Raw genomic sequence first — 24535 nt, forward strand, 5'->3', positions numbered from 1 at the left:
CCCTTCAGTTTCGCTCGCACACGAAGATCGACGTCCCCGGGATCAGATTGCCGCGCAGCGGCGACCAGCCGCCCCACTCCTGTGTGTTCCACTCGGGCCACTCGGGCTCCACGATGTCGACGAGCCGGAAGCCGCCCGCCACCACGTCCCGCACCCGGTCCCCGATGGTCCGGTGGTGCTCTACGTAGACGGCCCGCCCGTCGTCGTCCTGCTCCACGTAAGGAGTGCGGTCGAAGTACGAGGCGGCGACGGACAGGCCCTCGGGGCCCGGCTCGTCGGGGAACGCCCAGCGGATCGGGTGCGTGACGGAGAAGACGAACCGTCCGCCGGGCCGCAGCACGCGGTGCACCTCGCGCATCACCTGCACCTGGTCCGCAATGAAGGGGAGCGCCCCGTACGCGGAGCAGGCCAGGTCGAAGGAGCCGTCCTTGAAGGGGAGCACTCCGGCGTCCGCCTCCACGAGCGGCACCTTGCCGCCGTCGATGCGCAGGGCGTGCTGGAGCTGGCGGTGCGAGAGGTCGAGGGCTACTGGGCGCGCGCCCTGGTCGAGCAGCCAGCGTGAGCACTGTGCGGCGCCCGCCCCGATCTCCAGGACGTCCTTATCCGCGAGCTCGTCGAGCGGGCCGAGCAGTTCGGCCTCCATTTCGTCGAGCCCCTCGGGGCACCACACGAAACGGTCGTCGCCCAGGAACGTGCCGTGCTCCACCTGGTAGTCGTCCGCGTTCCTGTCCCACCAGCCGCGGTTGGCCCGCGAGCTCTCCGTGGTGTCCGCGTCCCGACGGGTCGCCGTCGAGTCGTCGTCGACCGTAGAGGGGGAGTGGTGCGCTTCCATTGGTCCGGACTCTTGGATGATCGGCTCCCTCGTAATAATGTGCGGGCCCTGCGGTGCCATGCGGTGCCAGCGGCCTCGTGTGACAGGTTTTCTGCCGGGTATGCGGCGATCCGCCCCGGGTGTGCGCCTTCGCGCATTGACCCTGTCCGGCTGCCCCCGTATGCTACAAGTTGCGCTGCGGGCCTGCGCACCTCAGACATAGCAGGCTGTGCTCGCATCTGTTGTATGTCCCCTCGGTTATCGAGGCGCCACCGGCTCTTCACGGAAGCCCGGATCTGGCGCTTCCTGGGCTGTCCGGCTTCTTCGGTGCGAAACAGGCTCCCGGCGTAGCAGTACCCCCCGACTTTCAATGTCCGCCGGAGCCCTTTCCCACATGACGAGCAGCACCGAGACCACCGCCACCACTCCGCAGGTTGCGGTCAACGACATCGGTAACGAGGAAGCATTCCTCGCCGCCATCGACGAGACGATCAAGTACTTCAACGATGGCGACATCGTCGACGGCGTCATCGTCAAGGTTGACCGGGACGAGGTTCTCCTCGACATCGGTTACAAGACCGAAGGTGTCATCCCGAGCCGTGAGCTCTCCATCAAGCACGACGTCGACCCCAATGAGGTCGTCGCCGTGGGCGATGAGATCGAGGCCCTCGTTCTCCAGAAGGAGGACAAGGAAGGCCGTCTGATCCTGTCCAAGAAGCGCGCTCAGTACGAGCGTGCCTGGGGCACGATCGAGAAGATCAAGGAAGAGGACGGGATCGTCACCGGTACCGTCATCGAGGTCGTCAAGGGTGGTCTCATCCTCGACATCGGCCTCCGTGGCTTCCTGCCGGCCTCCCTCGTCGAGATGCGCCGCGTTCGCGACCTTCAGCCTTACGTGGGCAAGGAGCTCGAGGCGAAGATCATCGAGCTGGACAAGAACCGCAACAACGTGGTCCTGTCCCGCCGTGCCTGGCTCGAGCAGACCCAGTCCGAGGTCCGCCAGACGTTCCTCACCACCCTGCAGAAGGGGCAGGTCCGCTCCGGCGTCGTTTCCTCGATCGTCAACTTCGGTGCCTTCGTGGACCTGGGTGGCGTCGACGGTCTCGTCCACGTCTCCGAGCTCTCCTGGAAGCACATCGACCACCCGTCCGAGGTTGTCGAGGTCGGCCAGGAAGTCACCGTCGAGGTCCTCGACGTCGACATGGACCGCGAGCGTGTCTCCCTGTCGCTGAAGGCGACGCAGGAAGACCCGTGGCAGCAGTTCGCCCGTACGCACCAGATCGGCCAGGTCGTTCCCGGCAAGGTCACGAAGCTGGTTCCGTTCGGTGCGTTCGTCCGCGTCGACGAGGGCATCGAGGGCCTGGTCCACATCTCCGAGCTGGCCGAGCGCCACGTGGAGATCCCGGAGCAGGTCGTCCAGGTCAACGACGAGATCTTCGTCAAGGTCATCGACATCGACCTCGAGCGTCGCCGCATCAGCCTCTCGCTGAAGCAGGCCAACGAGGCCTTCGGCGCCGACCCGTCGGTCGTCGAGTTCGACCCGACCCTGTACGGCATGGCCGCGTCGTACGACGACCAGGGCAACTACATCTACCCCGAGGGCTTCGACCCCGAGACCAACGACTGGCTCGAGGGCTTCGACACCCAGCGCGAGGCCTGGGAGACCCAGTACGCCGAGGCGCAGACGCGCTTCGAGCAGCACCAGGCTCAGGTCATCAAGTCCCGCGAGGCCGACGCTCAGGCCGAGGCCGAGGGCGCGGCTGCGCCCGCCGGTGCGGCTCCGGCCGCCTCCGGTGGCGGCAGCAGCAGCGGTGGCGGCGGTGGCGGCGGCTCGTACTCCTCGGAGACGGCCGACAACTCCGGCGCGCTCGCCTCGGACGAGGCGCTCGCCGCGCTTCGCGAGAAGCTGGCGGGTGGCCAGAGCTGAAACGCTCTGCGCTAGCAGGTAGTTGAGCGGTGGGGCTGCACCAATAGGTGCAGCCCCACCGTTTTTTTGCGCCCCGCGCCCGCGTCCCCGGCGGCGTCGGCCCGCACCAAGAGAAACGTGGCGGATACACGAGTTGTGCGTGTGTCGTAACACGGCGTTGCCACCATCCCCGGATCAGTCGAGATCGAACGTGATCTGAGGGGAGCCGGACACATGGCAGCAAGTCGGCGGGCATTTCTGCGGAACGTGGGTCTCACCGGGGGTGCCGGGGCCATGTTCGCGACCATGGGCGCCCTCGGGCTCGCACCCACCGCGCAGGCCGCGCAGCGTGAATCGCCGTACCGTGCGCCACGGTCGGGGGACTTCTCGCTGAGCGGGCGCGGCGCCGCGAAGGTCGTGATCGTGGGGGGTGGCATCGCCGGGCTCGCCACCGCGTACGAGCTGGGCAAGGCCGGCTACGACTGTACGGTCCTGGAGGCGAGAGGCCGGACCGGTGGGCGCAACTTCACCGTGCGGGGCGGGGATTCGACCGTCGACACGTACGGGAACAAGCAGACCGCGCGGTTCGGTGAAGGCCAGTACATGAACGCGGGGCCGGGCCGGCTGCCGCAGTGGATGGTGACGCTCGACTACTGCCGTGAACTCGGTGTTCCCATCGAGGTGTTCACGAATTCCAATGCCGACGCGTATCTCTTCAACGAGGTCGCCGGGATGACCAAGCCCGTGCGGTACCGGACCGCCAAGGCGGATGTGTACGGGTATGTGTCGGAGCTGCTTGCCAAGGCTTCCAACAAGGGGGCTCTGGACAGGGAGTTGAACTCCGTGGACCAGGAGCGGCTTGTCGAGTTCCTGAAGGACTTCGGGTCACTGGGGAACAAGCTCGCCTACGAAGGCGGTGACCGGCGTGGGTACTCGACCGTGCCCGCCGCCACCGGGACGCCGGGCGTGGTGCTCGGGGACGTGCCCTCCGCGTCCGAGGTTCTGGCGAGCGGCGTCGGGCGCTACTTCTCCTTCGAGTTCGGCTTCGACCAGGCCATGCTGATGTTTCAGCCGGTCGGTGGGATGGATCGGATACCGAAGGCGCTGACGGACGCGATAGGGGCTTCCCGGGTACGTACCGGGGCAGTCGTCGGCAAGATCACGGACAAGGGTGACGGGGTCTCCGTCACCTACACGCAGGGTGGGCGGACCAGGGTCGTCGAGGCGGACTTCTGTGTCGGGGCGCTGCCACCCAACATCCTCGCCAAGATCCCGCACAACCTCGGCTCCGGCGTGCAGAGCGCCCTGGAGGCCATCACGCCGCAGTCCGCGGGGAAGATCGGCCTGGAGTACCGGAGCCGGTGGTGGGAGACCGACCATCGGATCTACGGCGGCATCACGGAGACCGACATGGACCTCAGCCACATCTGGCACCCGTCGTACGGCTTCCACGGCGAGCGCGGTCTCATGATCGGCTACTACAACTACGGCGCCGATGCCGACGCGTATGCCAAGCTCTCGCCCGAAAAGCGCGAGGCGCGGGCCGTGGCGCAGGGCGTGAAGATCTACGGCGAGAAGTACCGGACCGAGCTGACGACCTCGTTCTCGCACCACTGGCGGCAGACGCCGCACCTGGAAGCCGCCTGGCACGACACCCCGGGCGGCCCCGACGACCCCCGCTACAAGCCGCTCAACGAGCCGACGGGCCGCGTCTACTTCGCCGGCGACTGGCTCAGCTACACCGACGCCTGGCAGCACGGGGCGTTCACGTCGGCGCGGCGGGCCGTGAGCAGTCTGCACGCGCGTGTGCTGGCCGACTGACGTGGACCGGCGCGCTGCTCATCTTCGTAAGAGACAGCTGAGAATGGGTGCGGGCGGGAATGTCCGTGCCCGCTCCGCGCGTTCTTCGGGTGGAACACGAGGAGGAGCGGTCACTGTGCTTGATCCGCAGGATTTGTACTCATGGGAGCCGAAGGGGCTCGCCGCCGTGGACATGGCGCTTGCCCAGGAGTCGGCCGGGTTGGTCATGCTCTACCACTTCGACGGATACATCGACGCCGGTGAGACCGGCGACCAGATCGTCGAGCGGCTCATCGACCAACTGCCGCACCAGGTGGTGGCCCGCTTCGACCACGACCGGCTCGTGGACTACCGGGCACGCCGCCCGCTGCTCACGTTCCGGCGCGACCGGTGGACCGAGTACGAGGTGCCGGTGCTCGAGGTACGGCTCGTACAGGACGCGACGGGGGCGCCGTTCCTGCTGCTCGCAGGGCCCGAGCCGGACGTCGAGTGGGAGCGTTTCGCGGCCGCCGTGCGGCAGATCGTGGAGCGTCTCGGGGTGCGCCTCGCGGTGAACTTCCACGGGATCCCGATGGGCGTCCCGCACACCCGCCCCGTCGGCCTCACGCCGCACGGCAACCGTACCGATCTGGTGCCGGGGCACGTCAGCCCGTTCGACGAGGCGCAGGTGCCGGGCAGCGCCGCGTCCCTCGTCGAGTACCGCCTCATGGAGGCCGGGCACGACGCCCTCGGCATCGCGGCGCACGTCCCGCACTACATCGCGCGCTCCGCGTACCCGGACGCCGCGCTGACCGTCCTGGAGGCGATCACCGCGGCGACCGGCATGGTGCTTCCGGGCGTCGCGCACGGGCTGCGCACGGACGCGCACCGTACGCAGACGGAGATCGACCGGCAGGTCCAGGAGGGCGACGAGGAACTGGTCTCGCTCGTCCAGGGACTTGAGCACCAGTACGACGCGGTCGCCGGAGCGGACCAGCGGGGCAACATGCTGGCGGAGCCCATGGACATCCCGTCGGCGGACGAGATCGGCCAGGAGTTCGAGAAGTTCCTGGCGGAACGCGAGGGCGACGCCTGAGCACGGGCCCGGCTTGATCACGGGCCCTGCCCGATTGCGTCGGCAGGCCCTAAGCTTCCGCTTATGTTGAAGGTGGGTCTGACCGGCGGAATCGGTGCCGGCAAGAGTGAGGTGTCACGGCTGCTCGTGGAGCGGGGGGCCGTGCTGATCGACGCCGACAAGATCGCGCGGGAGGTCGTGGAGCCCGGGACCGAGGGGCTCGCGGCCGTCGTCGAGGCGTTCGGTGACGGGGTGCTCGCGCCGGACGGGAGCCTGGACCGGCCGAAGCTCGGCTCGGTCGTGTTCGCGGACTCCGACAAGCTGGCCACGCTCAACAAGATCGTGCACCCGCTGGTCGGCACCCGCTCCGCCGAGCTGGAGGCCATCGCGGGCCCCGACTCCGTCGTCGTCCACGACGTGCCACTGCTCGCGGAGAACGGTCTGGCGCCGCTCTACGACCTGGTGATCGTCATCGACGTGAGCCCCGCGACCCAGCTCGACCGCCTCACCCGGCTGCGCGGCATGAGCGAGGAGGACGCGCGGGCCCGGATGTCCGCGCAGGCCACCCGCGAGAAGCGGCTGGAGATCGCCGACATCGTGATCGACAACGACGTACCGCTGGAGCGATTGCGGGAGCGGGTCGACGAGGTCTGGACGGAGCTGGCGCGCCGGGCGCGTGCCGCGTGATAATCCTCGCCGCCTGCACCGCGCTCGGCGGGCTGGTGGCGCTGATCGCCGGGGCGTACGGACTGCAGCGCAGCCGTCGCGTCCAAGGCGTGGGGAACATCGCGCAGGCCCTGGTCAAACCGCCCAGGCCGGGGTCCGAGCGGCCGCTGCTCCAGTTCGAGACGGACGACGGGAGGGTCGTGGAGGTCGCCTCGCCCGCGCCGCCCAGCAAGCGGCGCCCGCTGCCCGCCGGCGGGATCGTCAGCGTCGCGTACGACACCGAGGACCCGCGCGAGACCGTGCTGATCGGCGGCGAACGGCCCGGCGTGGACCGGACCTTCATGATCGCGGGGGCGCTTCTCGTGCTCGTGGGCATGGTGATCACGGTGTCGCTGAGCCGCTCGCGCTGATCGCGCCGCGTGTTCCGCCGACGGGCCGCGGGCAGGAATAGCCCCTACGGTCCACGGTGTTGACCATGTCGACACCAGGAGGAGGTTCGTCGTGCCCGAAGCCACGCCGGAGACACACGTCATCGACTACCGCGCCGCCGAGCAGCTCCTGGCCGCGCGCGATCCGCGCGGAGCGGTGAAGCTTCTGGACGACGTGCTGGCCCTCTACCCGGAGCACACGGCGGCCCGGCTGCTGCGGGCCCGCGCGTTCTTCGCCGCGGCGCAACTGCGCGCGGCCGAGCTGGAGTTCACGATCGTCCTGGAGCGCGAGCCGGACAACGCGTTCGCGCATTTCGCGCTGGCCAGGACGTACGAGCGGTGGGCGCGCCCGCAGCAGGCGCGGCGGCACTTCCGGCTCGCCGCGGCGCTCGACCCACAGCCGGATTACCTGGCCGCGGCGCGCTTCGACGACTGACGCGGTTCTACGGCGGTGGGGTCACGGCGCCCTGCGGTACGGCGGGACGTCCCGGCCCGGCTGGTAGTGCGGACCCTGGCGGATGTGCCGAAGGATCATGAACAGGTCGACGGTCGTGATCAGCCACAGGATTCCGCAGGCCAGCGCCCACCACGGGCGGTGCGCGAGGAGGAACGCGACGGTGCCGAAGACCGTCCACACGAGCCCGAACAGTGCCAGGCCGAGCCGCAGGCGCAGGGGGCTGCGGGCGGTGACCGGCTCGTCACCGGTGCGGATGAAGTACGCCGGGTGCGCCGGGTGCGATGGCACTTGCGGTCCGTGCGGTCCGTGCGTGCGATGCGGGTGCGTGCCGGCCATGGTCACCATCCCCTCGGCGCGTGCGTGGCGACGGGTGAGGGCGCCTGAGCACCCCCTTTGCGGCTTCCCTTCCAGGGTGCCACGCGGGAACCGTGTGCGGGGAACCGTGGGTGTGGGCGGTTCGTTGGGCCTGCATGGGTCTTCAGATGCGTACGGGTTATGAGGGCACGGGGCCGGGAGCCATCACGCCGGACGGTTGTGCCGTGGAGTTGTACTCGCGGCTCGTGGTCGAGGACGAGCCGGATGTCGTCGCGGGCGCGGCGCCCGCCGGGGCGACCGTGCTGGAGCTCGGCTGCGGGGTCGGCCGCGTGACGCACGCGCTCGTCGAGCGGGGATTCCGGGTGACGGGGGTGGACGAGTCCCCGGAAATGCTGGAGCGGGTCCGGGGTGCGCGCACGGTGCGCGGTTCCATCGAGGGGCTCGACCTCGGCGAGACGTTCGACGTGGTGCTGCTCGGGTCCATCCTCATCCACACCGGGGACGCGGAGGTGCGGGCGGGGATGCTCGACACGTGTCGGCGTCATCTCGCCGCGGGGGGCCGGGTGTTGATCCAGCGGGAGCGGCCGGGGGCGCACGAGAACCTGCCGCGTGAGGTGACTGGGCCTGGCGGCGGGTTCACGATCCGTAAGGTGCACTCGGAGCCGGTGGGGGACGGTGTGCGCTCGGTGAAGGTCGAGTACGTGTTCCCTGACGTGGTGTGGACGCAGACGTATCGGGCGAGGCCGCTCACCGCGGAGGAGTTCGAACGGGCGTTGGCCGGGGCCGGTTTGAAGGTCGACCGGGTCCTGACGGACGACGGGACGTGGGTGTGCGCGGTGCCGATGTGACGCGGCGGCGCCGTCCCCACGCCACGGGGCTCCGCCCCGGGCCCCGCTGCTCAATCGCCGCAGGGGCTTGATAACCCAATCCCCGTGGGTCTGAAGGGTCCAGCCGGGCGGGGGCTTGAAAAGCCGATCGCCGTGGGTCTGAAGGGTCCAGCCGGGCGTGGGCTTGATCTATCCAGCTCGGCGGGGCTTGATGGTTCAAGCCCCGCGCCGGCGATTGAGGCGCGTCTTTTGAGCCCCTGCGGCGATTGAGCAGCGGGGTCCGGGGCGGAGCCCCGGGGCGCAACGACGGTGGGGCTCGGGGTGCCCCGGCTCACTCGTCGGCGGAGCCTGATTCGGCTCCCGGGCCCCGGCCGAAGGTGGCACGGAGGCGTTCCAGTTCGCGGCGGTCGCGTTTCGTTGGGCGGCCTGCGCCGCGGTCGCGAACGGGGACCGGGGCGAACGCCTCGCGCGGTGGCGGCGGCGGAGAGTTGTCGACGTAGGCCTCCGCGGCGACCGACGCCCCGACCCGCTTGCGGATCAGACGAGTGACCTTCACCAGACGCTCGCGCTCACCGGGCCTGCGCACCCGTACCTCGTCCCCGATGCGCAGCGCGTAGGCGGGCTTGACGCTCGTCCCGTTGACCTTGACGTGCCCGCCCTTGCAGGCCGCGGCCCCCGCCGAGCGCGTCTTGACCAGGCGTACGGCCCAGATCCAGCTGTCGACCCGCACGCTTCCGCCGCCGCCGCCGCCCGACCCGTCCGGCGCCTGTGGTGTCCCCGGTGTCTGCGATGCCATGCGTCCGACGATAGCGCCGCGTGGGCCGCGCCCCGTACCCGTTGTCGTACCCCTCGGCGAGCCCCGGCCGAACTGCCCCACCCTGCCCGGATAATCCGGTCGAAACGATTGCAATCGACGTATTCGACGTATTCAACAGCAAGGGGTGCATGAACACATGGGCGGCACGGATGCCATCGACCCAACCGGCGATCCGCGAGCCGCGGTCGACCGACTGATGGACGGTCTGCGGTCCGATCTGGAGCGGCTGGCCGCCATCCCCTCCATCGCCTTCCCCGGCTACCCGGAGGAGCCGGTGCGCGAGGCCCACGACCTGCTCGTCGGGCTGCTGCGGGACGCCGGCGTGGAGCAGATCGAGACCCTCGATCTGCCCGACACCGCGCCCGTGATCTTCGGCGAGATCCCGCCGCCCACACCCGACGCCCCGACCGTCCTGCTCTACTCCCACTACGACGTGCAGCCGCCCGGCGACGAGAGTCTGTGGAAGTCGCCGCCGTTCACGCCGACCGCGATCGAGGGCGGGCTGCGGGCCCGTGGCATCGCGGACGACAAGTCGAACGTCATCGCGCATCTGGGGATGCTGCGCGCGTACCAGGGCCGCCCGCCCGTCGGCGTGAAGATCGTCTTCGAGGGGCAGGAGGAGTACGGCAGCCCCTTCGACGGCTACCCGCCCACCGACCCGGACCGGTTCGCCTGCGACGCCATGGTCATCGCCGATCTCGGCAACCTCCGGCCCGGCACGCCGACCCTCACCACCGGCCTGCGCGGCGCCGCCGAGGTCATCGTCGAGGTCCGCACGCTCGAAGAGGCCCGCCACAGCGGCGAGTTCGGCGGCGCGGCCCCCGACGCCCTGCTCGTCCTCCTCAAGGCCCTCGCCACCCTCCACGACGTGCACGGGGACGTCGCCGTCGAGGGGCTGCGCCGCGAGAAGTGGACCGGCGCCGGCTACACCGACGAGGAGTTCCGCGAGCTCGCCGGCGTCGAGGAGGGCCTCCCGCTGCTCGGCAGCGGCACCCTCGGTGAGCGCCTCTGGAGTGGCCCCGCGATCACCGTCATGGGCCTCGACGCGCCGAGCGTGGCGGGCGCCGCCTCGGCCGTCGTCCCCCACGCCCGCGCCAAGCTGAACCTCCGCTTCCACCCCCAGCAGGACCCCAACGAGGCCCAGGACCTCCTCGTACGGCATCTGCGCTCGCTGCGCCCCTTCGGCATCGAGCTCACCGTCACCCCCGGCGACACCGGCCCCGGATACGAGGCGGACACCGGCGGCCCCGCCTACCGCGCCGCCCGCGCCGCGCTCAAGGAGGCCTGGGGCGCCGACGCGTCGTACGTCGCGACCGGCGGCTCCATCCCGCTGGTCAACGGCCTCGCACAGGCCGCCCCGAACGCCGAGGTGCTGCTCTTCGGCGCGCAGGACAACCTCTGCAACCTGCACGCCCCCAACGAACGCGTCCTCTTCTCCGAGCTGCACGCCACGGTCGTCGCGATGTGCGCGTTCGTACGGGAGTACGCGGCCGACTTCCGGAGCGAATCATGAGCACCGCCGACACGACAGAGGCGCCCGAACAGCCGCCACAGAAGAAGAAGTTCACCTTCCCCAGCGCCCTCACCGTCCTCGCCGTCGTCACGATCGCGATCTGGCTGCTCGCGTTCCTGATCCCGTCGGGGGAGTACGACAGGAACAGTACGGGCGCGCCCGTCGAGGGCACGTACCAGCGCGTCGACTCCGGGCAGTCCTTCGTCGACCGCCTCAACGACCTGTTCCTCGCCCCGGTCAACGGCCTCTACGGCATCCAGGACCCGAAGACCTCCCTCGTCTCGCCCGACAACTCCGGTGATCTGTACGGAAGTGCGGGCGTCTTCCTGTTCGTGCTCGCCATCGGCGCGTTCATCACCGTCGTCTTCGCGACCGGCGCCCTCGACCGCGGCATCGGCCGCCTCGCCCACCGGCTGCGCGAGCGCGGGGCGCTGCTCATCGCGGGCGTCATGGCCGTCTTCTCCGTCCTCGGCACGGTCGAGGGCTTCGCCGAGGAGACGCTCGGGTTCTACGGCCTGATCGTGCCGCTGATGCTCGCGCTCGGCTACGACCGGATGACGGCGGTCGGCGCGATCATCCTCGGCGCGGGCGTCGGCGTGCTCTGCTCGACCGTCAACCCGTTCGCGACCGGCGTCGCCTCCTCGGCCGCCGACATCTCGCTCGGCGACGGCATCGCGCTGCGGTTCGCGATGTGGATCGTGCTGACCGGGGTCACCATCGCGTACGTCATCCGGTACGCGAAGCGAGTGCGCAGCGACCCGGCGCGCTCGCTCTCCGGCTTTCTGCCGGGGGACCGGGATCTCGACGAGACGGCCACCGAGGCGGCCGAGGTCCCCGAACTGACCGGCCTGCACAAGGGAGTTCTGGTCGCCACGGCGCTGGTCTTCGCCTTCATGATCTTCTCGGTCGTGCCCTGGGCGAGCGCCCTGACCGGAGACGCCGACGCGACCCCGTACGGCTTCGAACTCGACTGGTCCTTCCCGCAGTTGGCGGCGCTGTTCCTGGTCGCGGCCGTGCTCGTGGGGCTCGTCGCGCGGATGGGGGAGCAGAAGCTCAGCTCGACGATCGTCCAGGGCGCCGCCGACTTCGTCTCGCCCGCGCTCGTCATCCTGCTGGCCCGCGGCGTCACCGTGATCATGAACAACTCGAAGATCACGGACACGGTCCTGCACGCGATCGAGGGCGTGGTGAAAGGCACCTCGTCCGGGATCTTCGCGATCATCGTCTTCCTCGTGAACCTGCCGCTCGCCTTCCTCATCCCGTCCACGTCCGGGCACGCCACCCTCGCCATGCCGATCCTCGCGCCGCTCGCCGACTTCGCCGGTGTCTCGCGCGCGGTCGTCGTCACCGCGTGGCAGGCGGCAAGCGGCTGGATGAACCTGTGGGTGCCGACGACCGCCGTCACCATCGGCGGCGTGGCCCTCGCCAAGGTCGGCTACGACCGGTACCTGCGGTTCGTGTGGCCGCTGCTCGTCATCCTGTTCGTGCTGATCTGCGTGTTCGTCGCGCTGGGGGCCGCGTTCACGTAGCCCCTACGGTGGTCGGATGGACGGACTCGACGCGCTCGACGAGCGCATCAGCGACTGCCGGGCCTGCCCGCGGCTCGTCGAGTGGCGTGAGGAGGTGGCGCGCACCAAGCGCGCCGCCTTCGCCGACTGGACGTACTGGGGGCGCCCGGTGCCCGGCTTCGGTCCGCACGACGCGTCGCTCCTGATCGTCGGCCTCGCGCCCGCCGCGCACGGCGCCAACCGCACGGGCCGCATGTTCACGGGCGACCGCTCGGGCGACGTCCTCTACCGGGCCCTGTACGACATCGGGCTCGCCTCCCGGCCGGACGCCGTGAGCGCCGACGACGGGCTGACTCTGCACGGTGTCCGGATCACCTCGCCCGTGCACTGCGCGCCGCCCGCGAACAAGCCGACCCCGGCGGAGCGCGACACGTGCAGGCCCTGGCTCGTCCAGGAGCTGAACCTGCTGCGGCCCACGCTGCGCGCCGTCGTCGTGCTCGGCGCGTTCGGCTGGCAGGCGGCGCTGCCCGCGTTCGCCGAGGCGGGCTGGGAGGTGCCGCGCCCGCGCCCCGTCTTCGCGCACGGCGCACGGGTCGATCTCAAGGGGGCCGAAGCGGACCTCGCGCTCTTCGGCTGCTTCCACGTCAGCCAGCGCAACACCTTCACCGGCAGGCTCACCCCGGAGATGCTGCGCGGTGTGCTGCGGGACGCGGCGGGCGCGGCCGGGTTGCACCCGTTCGGACCAACTCAGGAGGACCGGGACGCGCCCGCTTTCTAGCGTGGCGGTGTGGCAGCACTGACAGCGCAGGAGACGACGACACCCAAGCCGCCCGCGGCGGCCTACCGCAACCTCATCGTGGCGACCGTGGGCTTCGCGCTCACGTTCTGGGCGTGGAACCTCATCGCCCCGCTCGGCAGTGCCTTCGGCGAGTCCCTGGGGCTCAGCTCGTTCGAGCAGTCCTTCCTGGTCGCCGTGCCGGTGATCGTCGGTTCGCTGGGCCGGATCCCGGTCGGCGCCCTGACCGACAAGTTCGGCGCCAAGGTGATGTTCCCGCTGGTCACCGCGGCGACGATCATCCCCGTGCTCCTGGTGACGGTGGCCAGGGACTCGTACCTGGCCATGGTCCTCGTCGGCTTCCTGCTGGGCCTCGGCGGCACCACGTTCGCCATCGGGGTCCCGCTGGTGAACTCCTGGTTCCCGCCCGCCAAGCGCGGCGCGGCGGTCGGCATCTTCGGCATGGGCATGGGCGGCACGGCGCTGTCCGGCTACCTCACGCCCCGCATCGCCAAGCACGGCGAGAACCTGCCGTTCTACATCGTCGCGATCGCCCTCGCCGCCTTCGTGGTGATCGCCTGGTTCCTCATCAGCGACCACCCCGGCCGCACCATCCCGACGACCTCGCTCGGCGAACGCCTCGGTGAGGCCGGGAAGCTGCGGGTGACCTGGGAACTGTCGGCGCTCTACGCGATCGGCTTCGGCGGCATCGTCGCGTACGGCACCTATCTGCCCACGTACCTGAAGACCTGGTACGACCTCGACCCCATCGACGCGGGCACCAAGGCCGCCGGGTTCGCCCTCGTCACCGTCGTCTTCCGGCCGATCGGCGGCTGGCTCTCCGACCGGATCCACCCGGCGGTCGTCACCGCCTGGGCGCTCGCCGGCGTCGCGATCTTCGCCATCGTGCAGGCCTTCAACCCGCATCTGGCGCCCGGCGGCACCATCGACATGCTCGTCATGGGCGCGGGCCTCGGCACCGCGAGCGGCAGCGTCTTCGCCCTGGTCGCACAAGTCACCCCACCGTCCAAGGTCGGCTCGGTCACCGGCATCGTCGGCGCCATCGGCGGACTCGGCGGCTTCGTCCCACCGCTGGTCATGGGCGCGATCTACAGCGCGCAGAACTCGTACTCCATCGGCTTCATGCTGCTGTCCGACCTGGCGCTCGCGGGCTGTGTGTACGCGTACGGGCGGATGCGCAGCATCAAGGTCGACTGATCCCCAGGCGGTGTGCGGCGGACCGGTAGTAGGTTCGCCGGATGCCTCTGTACCCGCCCGTCGAACCGTACGATCACGGCCTCCTCGACGTCGGTGACGGCAACCGGATCCACTGGGAAACCTGCGGCAACCCGCACGGCAAGCCCGCCGTCGTGCTGCACGGCGGCCCCGGATCCGGTGCCACGCCCTTCACCCGGCGCCTGTTCGACCCGGAGCGCTACCGCATCGTGCTGCTCGACCAGCGCGGCGCGGGCCGCTCCACGCCGCCGGCGAGCGCGTACGACACCGACATGAGCGTCAATACGCTGCCGAAACTGATGGCCGACCTGGAGCTGCTCCGCGCCCACCTCGGCATCGAACGCTGGCTGGTGTGGGGCGTGTCCTTCGGGTCCGTCCTGGCCCTGCGGTACGCGCAGACGCACCGGGACGCCGTCTCCGAACTCGTCCTGACGGGCCTGGCGACGGGCAGCCGGGAAGAGGTCGACCTGATGACGCGGGGGCTGGGGAAGGTGTTCCCGGAGGCGTTCGCGAAGTTCGTGGACGGAGCGCGGGAGGCGGACAGGTCCGATGATCTCGCGTCGGCGTACAACCAACGTCTCGAGTCACCCGACGCGGACGTACGCGCGCGTGCGGCGCTCGACTGGACCGACTGGGAGACGGCGGTGGCCTCGCAGCCGCCGCGCTCGGTGGCCCGCTACCAGGACCCGGACTTCCGCTACGGCTTCGCGCGCACGGTCACGCACTACTGGGGGCACGACCACTACCTGGACGGCCCGGACACGGTGCTGCGCGACCTTCCGCTGCTCAAGGGCGTGCCAGGGGTGATCGTGCAGGGGACGGTGGACCTCGGGAACCTGCTCGGCATCCCGTGGCGGGTGGCGCGGGCCTGGCCGGACGCGGAACTCGTCCTCGTGGACGATGCCGGGCACAACGCGGGGGCGCCCGGCATCACCGACGAACTGGTGGCGGCGCTCGACCGGTTCGCCGGATGACACACGCGGACGGGCTCAGCGCCCGCGGCGCCGCCTGACCCGCTCGCCCTGCGCCTCGATGAACTGCAACTCAAGGGCGATGGGCGCGGGCGCGAGACCGGGCCCGCCGGCCTCCGCCCACGCCAGCACCTCGTCGGTCGCGTCGTCGCCCATCGACCAGCCGATCCACGCGGCCCTCCCGCCGCGGGCGCGGCCCTGGGCGGAGGGCTGGAGGACGACGACGTTGGCCTGGTCGCACGGCCCGAGACAGTCGACGACCCGCACGGCGAACCGCCCCCGCGAGGCCCGCGCCGCCGCCTCCCAGCGCTCCAGTTGCCAGTCGTGGTCGTAACCGGGGTACTTGCGGGCGTCACCGCAGCAGCAGCCCCGGCACACGACGAGGGTGCAGGGGCGGGTGCGGGCGGCGCCGATGAGGGTGGGCACGGTTCTGTTGCTCCTGGTGTTACGGGGTGGGCTCGTCCTCGAAGAGGTGCCGCACGGTGGAACGGTAATTGGTGTGGACGTGGGCCAGCGTCACCGCCCGCGCCCGGTGCGCGTCCCCTTCGGCCATCGCCTCATACAACTCCCGGTGTTCGGCGAGCTGTTGGGCCCACTCCTCGTTGCGCCGGGTCAGCCAGCGCAGCCGCCCGCCGACGGGCTGCATCACGGACACGATGAGTTCGTTGCGCGCCATCTCCAACAGCCGGTCGTGGAAACGGGAGTTGACGTCGGTGTTCGTCTCGGCGTCGCCCTCGCGCGTCGCACGCGTGGCACGTTCGAGCAGCCTCTCCAGTTCCGCCAGATCGTCCTTGGTGGCCCGCTCGGCCGCGAGCCCGGCGGCGTAGACCTCCAAGGCCTCGCGCAGCTCGTACAGTTCGGTGACGTCGGTGCGGGTCAGGGTGCGCACGACGGCCCTGCGGGGCGTCTCGTACGTCACGAAGCCCTCGGCGAGCAGCGCCCGGATCGCCTCACGGACGGGCACCCGGGACACCCCGAACCGCTCGGCGAGCTCCCGCTCCACGAGCCGGTCGCCGGGCCGCCGACGCCCACCGACGATGTCCTCACGCAACGCCGCGAGCACGCGCTCACGCACCGCACCCAGGGGCTCCGGGGGCTCCACCGATCCTGCCGTCGTCATGGGGCCATCTTCGTCGATGTGCGTGGGGGGCGGGGGAAGCGGGGTGGGTTTACGGAGAAGGCGGTGGCCACGGCGATCGTGCCCACCGTCCCGCTCCCGTCCGTGATCCAGTACCGCCTCCCGTGGTACTCGTCGTGCCTGTGGTCCCGCCCGGTGCGACCGACCGCTCGACCAGTCGCCGCTCCGACTGCTTGCCGCCGCCCCAGTCGGCCGCCTCGCCGGCGGTGTCCGCCGGGTAGCGTGAGGGCATGCCTGAGTTTGCGGATGACGTCTTCCTCGACCGCCTCGCCGAACGGCTCCACGCCCTGCCCGGGGCGCACGCCGTGACCCTCGGTGGGTCGCGGGCGCAAGGGACGCACACCGACGCGAGCGACTGGGACACCGCCGTGTACTACCGGGGGAGCGAGGGGCTGTTCGAGCCCCGGAACCTGCGGGACGTCGGGTGGGAAGGGGAGGTCTCCGAGATCGGGGGCTGGGGTGGTGGCGTCTTCAATGGGGGCGCCTGGCTCACCGTCGACGGGAGGCGTGTCGATGTGCACTATCGGGATCTCGACAGCGTCGAGCACGAGCTGGCCGAGGCCGAGGCCGGGCGGTTTCGGATCGAGCCGTTGATGTTTCATCTGGCCGGGATTCCGTCGTATCTCGTCGTCGCCGAGCTTGCCGTCAATCGCGTGCTGCGTGGCGAGATGCCCCGGCCCGACGGGTATCCGGCCGCCCTGCGCAAGGCCGCTCCCGAGGTGTGGTGGGGGCGAGCCTCGATCACCTTGGACTACGCGGAGGGGAACAACGTGCCCCTCGGCGGGCGCACCGAGGTCGTGGGGGCGGTCGCCGGCGCGGCCATGCAGGCGGCCCACGCCGTGCTCGCCGCGCGCGGGGAGTGGGTGACCAACGAGAAGCGGTTGCTGGAGCGGGCCGGGTTGCGGGGGATCGACCGGGTGGTGAGCGACCCCTCGATCCCGCTCCAGGAACTCGTCGAGCGGGCGCGGGAGTTGATGGCGCGGGCCGTCGCCGAGGCTCAGTAGGAGGGAAGCCCCAGCGGGTACGTGCGGAGGTCACGCCAGCCCGTCCCCGCGCCCTCCGTCACGATCAGCTTCACCGACTCCACGCGCGCGTGGAGCGGCAGCGCGGACGTGAACTCCGTGTCCGGGATGCCGTCCGTGCCCGCGCCGCTCGCCAGCGTCAGGTGGGGGTCCAGGCCCTCGTCGCCGAAGATTCCGCGGTACGGGACCGCCTCCGGCCAGCGCGACCGGACCGACTTCGTCAGGCTGCGGAGTGTGTCGTCCGGGGTCGGGGGGAGGTAGCAGACGCCCGGCCAGCGGCGCAGCGCGGTGAAGGTGAGGGGGAGCGGGGGCGTTGACGCGAACAGGGTGCGTAGTTCGGTCTCCGTGTCCGGCGTGATCCGGGCCAGCGGGAGGAACGGGTAGAGGACGGTGATGTGGGCCCTCGACGGGGTGCGGACGAGCGCGTCCGCCTCCGGGACGTGGATCGTCAGGGCCGTGTCGCCGGGGGCGTCCGGCCAGCCGGTGTCGGAGGAGCTCGTCGTGGGCACGGTCAAGTGTCACATTGCCGAAACCTGGATGTTTCTTCCCCTCCAACAACTCCGCTTACTCTTGACAAACCAGTTCAGGCTGGCCAACGGCGCCCGGCACCCCTCCGTGTTCGTACGACAGGAGTCTGCCCACCGTCATGCGCCGCCCCCATTCGCTTCCGCCCTGGCTGAGCCACGCCCTGCGCGCCCAGCGCGCGCCCGTGCCCTGGCCTGCCGTGGTGCGCGGGGCGCTGGCGGGTGGGCCGCTGGTGCTCGTCGCCATCGCTGCCGGGCAGCCGTCCAGTGGGGTGCTGCTCGCGCTCGGGACGCTGCTCGCCGGGGTCAACGACCGGCCGGGGCCGCGGCTCGCCGCCGTCTCGCGGCTCGGCGGGCCCGCGCTCGCGGGGGCGCTGGGGATGACCGTCGGCAGTTTTGTCGGGGGTGCGCTGCCGGCCGGTGCGCTCATCGCCTGCGTCTTCGCCGTGCTCGGGCTCGTGGGTGGTGCGTTCAGTGCCGTCGGGCCCGTCGCGTCCTCCGCCGGGACCCAGTTCCTCGTCACCGTCGCCATAGGTGCCGGGATGCCGCTGCCGGAACCCGCGTTGCAGCGCGCGCTGTTGTTCGCCGGGGGCGCCGCGTGGCTGATCCTGTTGCGGCTGCTGCTGCCCTCTCCCGTACGTACGAAGGGGCTCGGGTACCTCTACGACGGTGAGCGTGCGGCCGTCGCCTCCGTGTACGAGGCCGTGGCCCGGCTGCTCGACGCTGTCGGCGGGCCGGAGGCCCAGGCGCGCCGCGTCGCGCTGACGGCCGCGCTCGACCAGGCGCAGGACGCCCTGCGGCGTGGCCGCTCGCGGGCGTCGCTTCGTCTGCGTCGCCAGTACTCCGCCGCTCTGCCGCTCGCCGAGGCTGCCACCGCGCTTGCCTGGGCCGAGCGGCCGGTCGCTGCGCGGGCCGGGGAGGGGCCGCGGCGGCTCGCGGCCGCGGTGCGGACCGGGGAGGCGGCCGGTGCGTTGCCCGCTCCTGCGCGGGTCGATGCGGGGCTGCGGGCTCTCGATGAGGCGTTGCTGCGGGCGGCTGAGGCGTTCGACCGGAACGGTACGCATTCGCCTGTGACGGTTGAGCGGCGGAGCCCCGTGGCATCGGAAGCGGTGCCGTCGTTGCGGCCTCGGGGCTCTGCCCCGGACCCCGCGCCTCAATCGCCGGCGGGGCTTGAAATGGCCGCGCCTCAATCGCCGGCGGGGCTTGATAGGCGCACGTCCGTGCGTGGTGTGTTGCGCAGGGTGGGTGGGCCCGCTGGGCGTGAGTACGGGGTTCGGGTTGGGTTGTCCTTCGGGGCCAGTGCGGCCGTCGCTCAGGCCCTGCACCCGCTGCACTGGTACTGGCTGCCCGCCACCGCCGTGTTTCTCGTGAAGCCGGACCTCGGGCCGCTCGCCTCGCGCGCGCTGTGCCGGGCCGCCGGAACCGTCGCGGGCGCCGTCCTCTTCGCGGGGCTCGCCGCCGTGCTGCCCCAGCCCCTCGGGCTCGTCGCGCTCGTCGCCGCCTGCGGGGCGCTGATCCCCGTCGCCACCCGGCACTTCGCCGCTCAGACCGCCGTCGTCACCGTCCTCGTACTGTCCCTGGTGATGGTGGGCGGGCAGGCGCAGGCGTCCTTGGGCCGGATCACCGAGACGCTGCTCGCCTGCGCGATCGTGCTGGTCGCCGGGCATCTGCCGCTGCCGGGCGGGCACCGGGGGAGCGGCGTGCGGGTGCGGCTCGCCGTCGCGCACGACGCCGCCCACGCCTACGTACGGCATGTGCTGAGCGAGTCCGCGCAGGGAGCGGAAGCACAGGAGGTCGACCGGCACGGGCGGTGGGCGCTGCGGCGCGAGGCGTACCGGACGCTCGCGCAGGCGCGGGCCGCCGTGGACCTCGCCGCCGCCGAACTGCCCGTGCTCGCGCGGCACTCGGACGGTTCGCGGCAGGTGACCGTCGTACTGGAGCGGCTCGTCGACGCGACGACAGCGTGCGCGGTGCAGGTCGACGACACCGGGCGGGTGCCCGAGCAGCACGCGCGCAGGATCGACGTGCTGCTCGCGGAACTCGCCGCCTGACACGCGTGGTTCAGGGCCGCAGGTCGATCCACACGGGCGAGTGGTCGGACCCCGGCGCGTCTCGCCGCTCCTGCGGATCCGCGCCCACCGAAGGCAGTGGTTCGAGCGCGGCGCCCTCCTCGTGCGGCACGCCCGTCCCCGCGCGGACGACGTGGCCGAGCAGTTCGTGCGAGACGAAGGCGTGGTCGATCAGCTCGCGGTGGCCCGCCCGCACGCGCGAGTACCGCTGTTCCTCGGGGATCAGCGGCGCCACGTTCCACAGCCGCTTCGCGTCGCCCTTGTCGGCGTGGTCGAAGCCGGGCGTGCCGATCTCGGAGCCGGGCGGGCCCTGGAGGATCTGGGTGGTCGCCGCGGCCACCTCGTCGTTGAAGTCGCCCAGGACGGCGACGCGTTCACGGCGCCCGTCCTCCCCGAGGAGGGTGTCCGCGAGGGCGCGTACGGTCGCCGCCTCAGCTGCTCGCCGCTGCAACGCGTACGCCGCGTAGCGCGCCCGCTCACCCTCGTCGCGCGGCACGAACCGGCCGCCCGGGTAGCCGAGCAGCTTCGACTTGAGGTGGCAGACGGCGGCCGTGAGCCAGGTCGCCCGCGTCGAGAAGTGCACGGCGAGCACGCCCCGGCCCGCCCGGTCCGCCGCCCTGCCGCCGTCGTCCACCTGCACCGGGCGCACCGCCTGCGGGAACGCGGCCGTGTCCGCGACCACCCGTACGCCGACGTCGCCGAGGAAGCCGACCCGGATCCCGCGCTCGTCGGGGTACTGCGACAGCGTCGCCGTGTAGTCGCCGTCGAGCAGCTGCACCAGATCGTCGAGCGCCGCCGGGTCGCCGACCTCCTGCACGCCGAGAAGGGTGGGCCGGAGCCGGTTCACGGTGGCGGCGAGAGAGGCGAGTTTCGCCTCGTACGTGGCCTTGTCGCGGGGGCCGTAGGGGCCGCCGGGGCGGTAGAGGTTCTCCAGGTTCCAGGTTCCGACGAGCATGGCGTGCTCCGTCCTCTGGTCGGCCCGGACGGGCCGGGGCGGCCAGCGTCCCAGCGGCTCCGCCGGGAGGACAGCACTCCTGCAGAAAATCAGGGCCCGGCCAGAGAACCAGGGCCCCGGCAGAAAAACTTTCGCCGCAGCGATGAGTTCCGCACGGCCCTCCGGTCACCCCTCACGAGATACACGACCGGAGGAGGAACCATGGGGCTGCCGAAGGTGGTCACGCGCGAGGAGTGGCGCACCGCGCGCGAGGAACTGCTCGCCCTGGAGAAGGCGGCGACCCGCGCGCGGGACGCGCTGAACGCACGGCGGCGCGGGCTGCCCATGGTCGAGATCGACAAGTCGTACGTCTTCGAGGGTCCGGACGGAAAGTCGGAGCTGCTCGACCTGTTCGAGGGGCGACCCCAACTCGTCGTCTACCACTTCATGTTCGCGCCCGACTGGGACGCGGGCTGCCCCAGCTGCTCCGGATTCCTCGACCAGATCGGGCACCTGGCCCATCTGCGGGCCCGCGGTACGGAGTTCGCGGCGGTGTCCCGCGCGCCGTTCACCCGGATCCTGCCGTTCAAGGCGCGGATGGGCTGGACGGCGCCCTGGTACTCGTCCCATCTCAGCGATTTCAACCAGGACTTCGGCGCCACGTTCACGGGCGAGGACGGCGTCCTCCAGGAGCAGCCCGCGATCAGCTGCTTCCTGCGCGAGGGGGAGCGGGTGTTCCACACGTACTCGACGTTCGCCCGCGGCATGGACCACATCGGGTTCACCACGAACCTCCTGGACCTCACCGCTCTCGGCCGCCAGGAGGAGTGGGAGAAACCCGAGGGGCGCGCGTCGGCTCTCGGGGCGCCCGCGGGCAGTGCGCGAGTGCGCTATCACGACGAGTACGTCGACTGAGGCTCCACGCACGTGAGCTGACCTCGTATCAACTCGGTGTCATTCTCGTCACGTTGCGAGCCGGAACCGCCGCTGCCAACGTTCTCCCTCATGAAGTGCCCGGACGCTCCGGGCGCGGCACATCGGCACGATCACGGGGGCAGGGACGAGCGATGATCAACGGACGAGTGGTGTTGCAGCGATTCCCGGCGGGCGGACCCCGCGGCTCCTGGCCGGCGGAGGAGTACGCGAACCGTCGCCGACAGGAGGGTCAACCGGTCGAGGTCGTCATGGACTTGGCGACGGACGCCTTCCTGGTGATCGTGCGGGAGCCGGTCGCCGATCCGGTGGGCTGACTCCCGTAGAGGAAACAGGAACTACGAGGCGCCGACCGACCGTGACCACACCGGCGTGGTCCCCGTGACCCGGCACAGCGCGAGGTACAGCGGAATCGGCGGCGTGTACGGCACCGAACCCTCCGGACAGTGCACCAGGGCGGGCGCCCGCGGCGCGTCGAGCACCAGCGCGCCCGCCGTGTAGCACGCGGGCGCGGGCCACTCCAGGGACACGTCGGAGTCCGACGGCACGAGCCACCACCAGTGCGCCCCGTCCGCGTACACACAGCCCATCCGCGGCAGGCGCTTGGCCATCGCCCGGCCGAACTCCTCGGGTACCGCGACGGCGTCGCACCCCAGTGGTGCGGTCATGCCCGCGGGCACGCTGAGCCGCACGGGCGGTGTGTGACCCGCACGCGCGGCGTCCGTGTGCTCCGGACGCCGGGGGCGGCGCCTGAGGGCCAGTCCGGCCAGCGAGTTCAAGTGCATCGTCCGCTTGCCCGTTGTCACCACGCCCATCCGATCCCGTTTCGCACGTTCGTCGTTCCTCCGCCCGCCGTCCGGCAGGGGCGGGCGTTCACCAGGCCCATCCGGCGCCGTCCGATGCGCCGGGGACGGGGCCCGGCGCCCGCGGGTCCAGTTCGTCGCGGGGCAGTTCGGCCCAGACGAGGAGGCCGGGGCCGGTCTCCTGGGCGCCCCACGCCGTGGCGACCGCGGCCACGAGGAGGAGTCCTCTGCCGTGCTCCTCCTCGGGCGCGACGCGGCCCGCGAGGGCGTCACCGGGGATGCAGCCCTCGTCCCTGACCGCTATGCGCAGCCGGTCGCCCGAGTCGTCGCGCAGCTCGCGGAGCTCGCAGTGGATGCGCCGGCTCGCGGTGTGCACGATCGCGTTCGTGACCAGTTCGGACACGACGAGGGCCGCCGCGTCACAGGTGTCCTCGCACGCGCCCCACGCACTGAGGTGGGTACGCGTCACGCGCCGGGCCTGAGCGGCGGAGCCCGGGTGGGGAGCCAGTTCGAAACTGCTGCGACGGGTCGCCGACGGGTGAGCCCCTATCGGGGTACCCGAACGGTCACCGAACGTAGTTTCGCCGACTTCTGTTCCTAAAGGCGCAGACGGAGTCACGCTTGCCACTATCTCCCCGCCATGAACACTTGGCAAGAGCCACTCTGAAAAGTGCAGAGTGGCGTATGCCGTGTGGAGCGGGCATGGCAGACTGCTCGCAGCAGTGCGCCACACGGCCCCCATTGGGGTCGAATCGCTGGGAAACGGCCGGTGAGGGACGTCTTTCGGACCTTTTCCCGCGATGGAAAGTGGCGGGATTCAGACATTGGAACTACTGGGAGGTAGGGGGCGTGAGCGAACCTCGGTCCGCGCCGACGGTCGGCCAGGTCGTTCTCGGCCGCCGGCTGCAGGACCTTCGCGAGGGCGCCGGGCTCAAGCGCGAGGAGGCCGCGAAAGTACTCCGCGTGACCGCCGCGACGATCCGCCGCATGGAAACCGCCGAGGTCTCACTGCGGATCCCGTACGTCCAGCTGCTCCTGAAGGCCTACGGCGTCGCGGACGAAGAGACCACGTCCTTCGTGCACCTCGCGGAGGAGGCGAACAAGCCGGGCTGGTGGCAGCGGTACCACGACATCCTCCCCGGCTGGTTCTCCATGTACGTGAGTCTGGAGGGCGCGGCCCAGCTCATCAGGTCGTACGACCCGCACTTCGTGCCCGGCCTGCTGCAGACCGAGGACTACGCGCGCGGGGTGCTGGATTCCGGCGCGATAGGGCGGACGCTCGCCGAGGACCCGGACGTCGTCGAACGGCACGTCGCCCTGCGGGTGCGGCGCCAGGCCCTGCTCACCCGCGAGGACGCCCCCCGCCTCTGGGTCGTGATGGACGAGACCGCCCTGCGCCGCCCGGTCGGTGGCGTGGACGTGATGCGCGCCCAGATCGACCGGCTGCTCGAAGCGATGGAGCTGCCGAACGTGACGCTTCAGGTCGCGGAGTTCGCCGCGGGCCCGCACCCGGGCACGTACGGCCCCTTCGTCCTGTTCCGATTTGCCATGTCAGAACTGCCGGACATGGTCTACAGCGAGTACCTGACAGGCGCGGTCTACCTCGACGCGCGCCCCGAAGTGGCCACCCACCTCGAAGTCATGGACCGCATGGCGGCGCATGCCGCGACGGCGCAACGCACAAAGGAGATCCTCCGCGATCTCCGCAAGGAGCTGTGAATGGACTCGATCAAGGACCGAATACGAGGCGTCGACGGCGAGCCGATCTACAACGGCATGCCCGCGCGCGAGCTCGGCAGCGAAGGCTGGCACAAGCCGTGGAGTGGCGGCAACGGAGGCAACTGCCTCGAAGCCATGAAGCTGGCCGACGGGCGCGTCGCCGTACGTCAGTCGTCGGATCCGGACGGGCCCGCGCTGATCTACACCATCGGTGAGATCACCGCGTTCATCGAAGGAGCGAAGACGGGGGCCGCGGACTTTCTGCTGTCGTGACGCTTTCTGCCGTCGTGACGTTTTCTGTCGTCGTGA

General features: G+C 71.0%; 27 protein-coding genes. 18 read left to right on the forward strand and 9 right to left on the reverse strand.

The window, feature by feature from the left end; genetic code table 11:
• Window positions 1–4: 4 nt before the first annotated feature.
• A complete protein-coding gene (locus tag ABT004_RS17150) occupies window positions 5–832 on the reverse strand; it encodes a class I SAM-dependent methyltransferase (protein ID WP_351337132.1) in 828 nt (275 codons plus the stop codon).
• A 373-nt stretch (window positions 833–1205) separates the two neighbouring features.
• Here ABT004_RS17150 and rpsA point away from each other — a divergent pair, with 373 nt between their 5' ends.
• The 6 genes from rpsA (at window position 1206) to ABT004_RS17180 (ending at window position 7101) form a co-directional block, all read left to right on the forward strand.
• A complete protein-coding gene (rpsA, locus tag ABT004_RS17155) occupies window positions 1206–2738 on the forward strand; it encodes a 30S ribosomal protein S1 (protein WP_351337135.1) in 1533 nt (510 codons plus the stop codon).
• 273 nt (window positions 2739–3011) lie between these two features.
• Complete coding sequence (locus ABT004_RS17160; protein WP_351337138.1) at window positions 3012–4538, forward strand: flavin monoamine oxidase family protein; 1527 nt, start codon at window positions 3012–3014, stop codon at window positions 4536–4538.
• 115 nt (window positions 4539–4653) lie between these two features.
• On the forward strand, window positions 4654–5592 hold the full coding sequence (locus tag ABT004_RS17165; protein WP_351337141.1) for a PAC2 family protein: 939 nt from the start codon (window positions 4654–4656) through the stop codon (window positions 5590–5592).
• A gap of 63 nt (window positions 5593–5655) precedes the next feature.
• On the forward strand, window positions 5656–6258 hold the full coding sequence (gene coaE / locus ABT004_RS17170) for a dephospho-CoA kinase (RefSeq protein WP_351337144.1): 603 nt from the start codon (window positions 5656–5658) through the stop codon (window positions 6256–6258).
• On the forward strand, window positions 6255–6647 hold the full coding sequence (locus ABT004_RS17175; RefSeq protein ID WP_351337147.1) for a DUF3592 domain-containing protein: 393 nt from the start codon (window positions 6255–6257) through the stop codon (window positions 6645–6647). The genes coaE and ABT004_RS17175 overlap by 4 nt, the downstream gene beginning before the upstream one ends.
• Before the next feature lie 91 nt (window positions 6648–6738).
• Window positions 6739–7101 (forward strand): tetratricopeptide repeat protein, encoded by a 363-nt coding sequence (locus tag ABT004_RS17180; protein WP_351337150.1) that lies wholly within the window; start codon window positions 6739–6741, stop codon window positions 7099–7101.
• Between the two features lie 21 nt (window positions 7102–7122).
• Here ABT004_RS17180 and ABT004_RS17185 read toward each other — a convergent pair whose 3' ends face one another.
• Window positions 7123–7377, reverse strand: a complete 255-nt coding sequence (locus ABT004_RS17185; RefSeq protein ID WP_351337216.1) for a DUF6343 family protein — start codon at window positions 7375–7377, stop codon at window positions 7123–7125.
• Between the two features lie 227 nt (window positions 7378–7604).
• Between ABT004_RS17185 and ABT004_RS17190 the strand changes: the two genes are divergently transcribed.
• Window positions 7605–8285, forward strand: a complete 681-nt coding sequence (locus ABT004_RS17190) for a methyltransferase domain-containing protein (RefSeq protein WP_351337152.1) — start codon at window positions 7605–7607, stop codon at window positions 8283–8285.
• A gap of 310 nt (window positions 8286–8595) precedes the next feature.
• Here ABT004_RS17190 and ABT004_RS17195 read toward each other — a convergent pair whose 3' ends face one another.
• Complete coding sequence (locus tag ABT004_RS17195) at window positions 8596–9060, reverse strand: RNA-binding S4 domain-containing protein (protein WP_351337155.1); 465 nt, start codon at window positions 9058–9060, stop codon at window positions 8596–8598.
• A gap of 157 nt (window positions 9061–9217) precedes the next feature.
• Between ABT004_RS17195 and ABT004_RS17200 the strand changes: the two genes are divergently transcribed.
• The 5 genes from ABT004_RS17200 to pip are packed head-to-tail and all read left to right on the forward strand — an operon-like array spanning window position 9218 to window position 15087.
• A complete protein-coding gene (locus tag ABT004_RS17200) occupies window positions 9218–10594 on the forward strand; it encodes a M20/M25/M40 family metallo-hydrolase (protein ID WP_351337157.1) in 1377 nt (458 codons plus the stop codon).
• Window positions 10591–12123 (forward strand): YfcC family protein, encoded by a 1533-nt coding sequence (locus ABT004_RS17205; protein ID WP_351337160.1) that lies wholly within the window; start codon window positions 10591–10593, stop codon window positions 12121–12123. Before ABT004_RS17200 ends, ABT004_RS17205 begins: the two co-directional genes overlap by 4 nt.
• Before the next feature lie 16 nt (window positions 12124–12139).
• Window positions 12140–12880 carry a uracil-DNA glycosylase gene (locus tag ABT004_RS17210; protein WP_351337162.1) on the forward strand — a complete coding sequence of 247 codons (741 nt, stop codon included), beginning with the start codon at window positions 12140–12142 and terminating at the stop codon, window positions 12878–12880.
• Window positions 12881–12889: 9 nt separating this feature from the next.
• A complete protein-coding gene (locus ABT004_RS17215; RefSeq protein WP_351337164.1) occupies window positions 12890–14095 on the forward strand; it encodes a nitrate/nitrite transporter in 1206 nt (401 codons plus the stop codon).
• Window positions 14096–14136: 41 nt separating this feature from the next.
• The gene (gene pip, locus ABT004_RS17220; RefSeq protein WP_351337167.1) at window positions 14137–15087 is read left to right on the forward strand and encodes a prolyl aminopeptidase; all 951 of its coding nucleotides are present in this window, start codon (window positions 14137–14139) and stop codon (window positions 15085–15087) included.
• A 15-nt stretch (window positions 15088–15102) separates the two neighbouring features.
• Here the strand turns inward: pip and ABT004_RS17225 are convergent, their stop codons facing one another.
• Together ABT004_RS17225 and ABT004_RS17230 are read right to left on the reverse strand one after the other, a co-directional pair.
• Window positions 15103–15510, reverse strand: coding sequence for a (2Fe-2S) ferredoxin domain-containing protein (locus ABT004_RS17225; protein WP_351337169.1), 408 nt, complete (start codon window positions 15508–15510; stop codon window positions 15103–15105).
• Window positions 15511–15529: 19 nt separating this feature from the next.
• On the reverse strand, window positions 15530–16204 hold the full coding sequence (locus ABT004_RS17230) for a GntR family transcriptional regulator (RefSeq protein ID WP_351337172.1): 675 nt from the start codon (window positions 16202–16204) through the stop codon (window positions 15530–15532).
• A 248-nt stretch (window positions 16205–16452) separates the two neighbouring features.
• Between ABT004_RS17230 and ABT004_RS17235 the strand changes: the two genes are divergently transcribed.
• Window positions 16453–17226 (forward strand): nucleotidyltransferase domain-containing protein, encoded by a 774-nt coding sequence (locus ABT004_RS17235; protein WP_351337174.1) that lies wholly within the window; start codon window positions 16453–16455, stop codon window positions 17224–17226.
• On the opposite strand, the gene ABT004_RS17240 is transcribed toward ABT004_RS17235, so the two are convergent.
• Window positions 17220–17753 (reverse strand): 2'-5' RNA ligase family protein, encoded by a 534-nt coding sequence (locus ABT004_RS17240; protein WP_351337177.1) that lies wholly within the window; start codon window positions 17751–17753, stop codon window positions 17220–17222. The genes ABT004_RS17235 and ABT004_RS17240 overlap by 7 nt on opposite strands.
• A gap of 137 nt (window positions 17754–17890) precedes the next feature.
• Between ABT004_RS17240 and ABT004_RS17245 the strand changes: the two genes are divergently transcribed.
• Window positions 17891–19819 carry an FUSC family protein gene (locus ABT004_RS17245; protein WP_351337180.1) on the forward strand — a complete coding sequence of 643 codons (1929 nt, stop codon included), beginning with the start codon at window positions 17891–17893 and terminating at the stop codon, window positions 19817–19819.
• Between the two features lie 10 nt (window positions 19820–19829).
• On the opposite strand, the gene ABT004_RS17250 is transcribed toward ABT004_RS17245, so the two are convergent.
• Window positions 19830–20792, reverse strand: coding sequence for an endonuclease/exonuclease/phosphatase family protein (locus ABT004_RS17250; protein WP_351337182.1), 963 nt, complete (start codon window positions 20790–20792; stop codon window positions 19830–19832).
• A gap of 201 nt (window positions 20793–20993) precedes the next feature.
• Between ABT004_RS17250 and ABT004_RS17255 the strand changes: the two genes are divergently transcribed.
• Together ABT004_RS17255 and ABT004_RS17260 are read left to right on the forward strand one after the other, a co-directional pair.
• On the forward strand, window positions 20994–21686 hold the full coding sequence (locus tag ABT004_RS17255; protein WP_351337184.1) for a DUF899 domain-containing protein: 693 nt from the start codon (window positions 20994–20996) through the stop codon (window positions 21684–21686).
• 152 nt (window positions 21687–21838) lie between these two features.
• A complete protein-coding gene (locus ABT004_RS17260) occupies window positions 21839–22021 on the forward strand; it encodes a DUF8839 family protein (RefSeq protein ID WP_351337187.1) in 183 nt (60 codons plus the stop codon).
• A gap of 21 nt (window positions 22022–22042) precedes the next feature.
• Here ABT004_RS17260 and ABT004_RS17265 read toward each other — a convergent pair whose 3' ends face one another.
• Window positions 22043–22519 (reverse strand): hypothetical protein, encoded by a 477-nt coding sequence (locus ABT004_RS17265; protein ID WP_351337188.1) that lies wholly within the window; start codon window positions 22517–22519, stop codon window positions 22043–22045.
• A 58-nt stretch (window positions 22520–22577) separates the two neighbouring features.
• Window positions 22578–23057: an ATP-binding protein gene (locus ABT004_RS17270; RefSeq protein WP_502966958.1), complete on the reverse strand. Its 480-nt coding sequence runs from the start codon at window positions 23055–23057 to the stop codon at window positions 22578–22580.
• Window positions 23058–23356: 299 nt separating this feature from the next.
• Here ABT004_RS17270 and ABT004_RS17275 point away from each other — a divergent pair, with 299 nt between their 5' ends.
• Both ABT004_RS17275 and ABT004_RS17280 read left to right on the forward strand, forming a co-directional pair.
• Window positions 23357–24226 carry a Sco1979 family transcriptional regulator gene (locus ABT004_RS17275; protein WP_351337192.1) on the forward strand — a complete coding sequence of 290 codons (870 nt, stop codon included), beginning with the start codon at window positions 23357–23359 and terminating at the stop codon, window positions 24224–24226.
• Window positions 24227–24499 (forward strand): DUF397 domain-containing protein, encoded by a 273-nt coding sequence (locus tag ABT004_RS17280; RefSeq protein ID WP_351337194.1) that lies wholly within the window; start codon window positions 24227–24229, stop codon window positions 24497–24499.
• Window positions 24500–24535 lie beyond the last annotated feature (36 nt).

Source organism: Streptomyces sp. NPDC002790 (genome assembly GCF_040295505.1).
Classification (GTDB): Bacteria; Actinomycetota; Actinomycetes; order Streptomycetales; family Streptomycetaceae; genus Streptomyces.

Bases quoted from the DNA above. Each gene is read 5' to 3' on its own strand.
- ABT004_RS17150 (WP_351337132.1), bottom strand. From the start codon at position 832: ATGGAAGCGCACCACTCCCCCTCTACGGTCGACGACGACTCGACGGCG.
- rpsA (WP_351337135.1), top strand. From the start codon at position 1,206: ATGACGAGCAGCACCGAGACCACCGCCACCACTCCGCAGGTTGCGGTC.
- ABT004_RS17160 (WP_351337138.1), top strand. From the start codon at position 3,012: ATGTTCGCGACCATGGGCGCCCTCGGGCTCGCACCCACCGCGCAGGCC.
- coaE (WP_351337144.1), top strand. From the start codon at position 5,656: ATGTTGAAGGTGGGTCTGACCGGCGGAATCGGTGCCGGCAAGAGTGAG.
- ABT004_RS17190 (WP_351337152.1), top strand. From the start codon at position 7,605: ATGCGTACGGGTTATGAGGGCACGGGGCCGGGAGCCATCACGCCGGAC.
- ABT004_RS17195 (WP_351337155.1), bottom strand. From the start codon at position 9,060: ATGGCATCGCAGACACCGGGGACACCACAGGCGCCGGACGGGTCGGGC.
- ABT004_RS17200 (WP_351337157.1), top strand. From the start codon at position 9,218: ATGGGCGGCACGGATGCCATCGACCCAACCGGCGATCCGCGAGCCGCG.
- ABT004_RS17205 (WP_351337160.1), top strand. From the start codon at position 10,591: ATGAGCACCGCCGACACGACAGAGGCGCCCGAACAGCCGCCACAGAAG.
- ABT004_RS17210 (WP_351337162.1), top strand. From the start codon at position 12,140: ATGGACGGACTCGACGCGCTCGACGAGCGCATCAGCGACTGCCGGGCC.
- pip (WP_351337167.1), top strand. From the start codon at position 14,137: ATGCCTCTGTACCCGCCCGTCGAACCGTACGATCACGGCCTCCTCGAC.
- ABT004_RS17230 (WP_351337172.1), bottom strand. From the start codon at position 16,204: ATGACGACGGCAGGATCGGTGGAGCCCCCGGAGCCCCTGGGTGCGGTG.
- ABT004_RS17235 (WP_351337174.1), top strand. From the start codon at position 16,453: ATGCCTGAGTTTGCGGATGACGTCTTCCTCGACCGCCTCGCCGAACGG.
- ABT004_RS17245 (WP_351337180.1), top strand. From the start codon at position 17,891: ATGCGCCGCCCCCATTCGCTTCCGCCCTGGCTGAGCCACGCCCTGCGC.
- ABT004_RS17250 (WP_351337182.1), bottom strand. From the start codon at position 20,792: ATGCTCGTCGGAACCTGGAACCTGGAGAACCTCTACCGCCCCGGCGGC.
- ABT004_RS17255 (WP_351337184.1), top strand. From the start codon at position 20,994: ATGGGGCTGCCGAAGGTGGTCACGCGCGAGGAGTGGCGCACCGCGCGC.
- ABT004_RS17260 (WP_351337187.1), top strand. From the start codon at position 21,839: ATGATCAACGGACGAGTGGTGTTGCAGCGATTCCCGGCGGGCGGACCC.
- ABT004_RS17265 (WP_351337188.1), bottom strand. From the start codon at position 22,519: ATGGGCGTGGTGACAACGGGCAAGCGGACGATGCACTTGAACTCGCTG.
- ABT004_RS17280 (WP_351337194.1), top strand. From the start codon at position 24,227: ATGGACTCGATCAAGGACCGAATACGAGGCGTCGACGGCGAGCCGATC.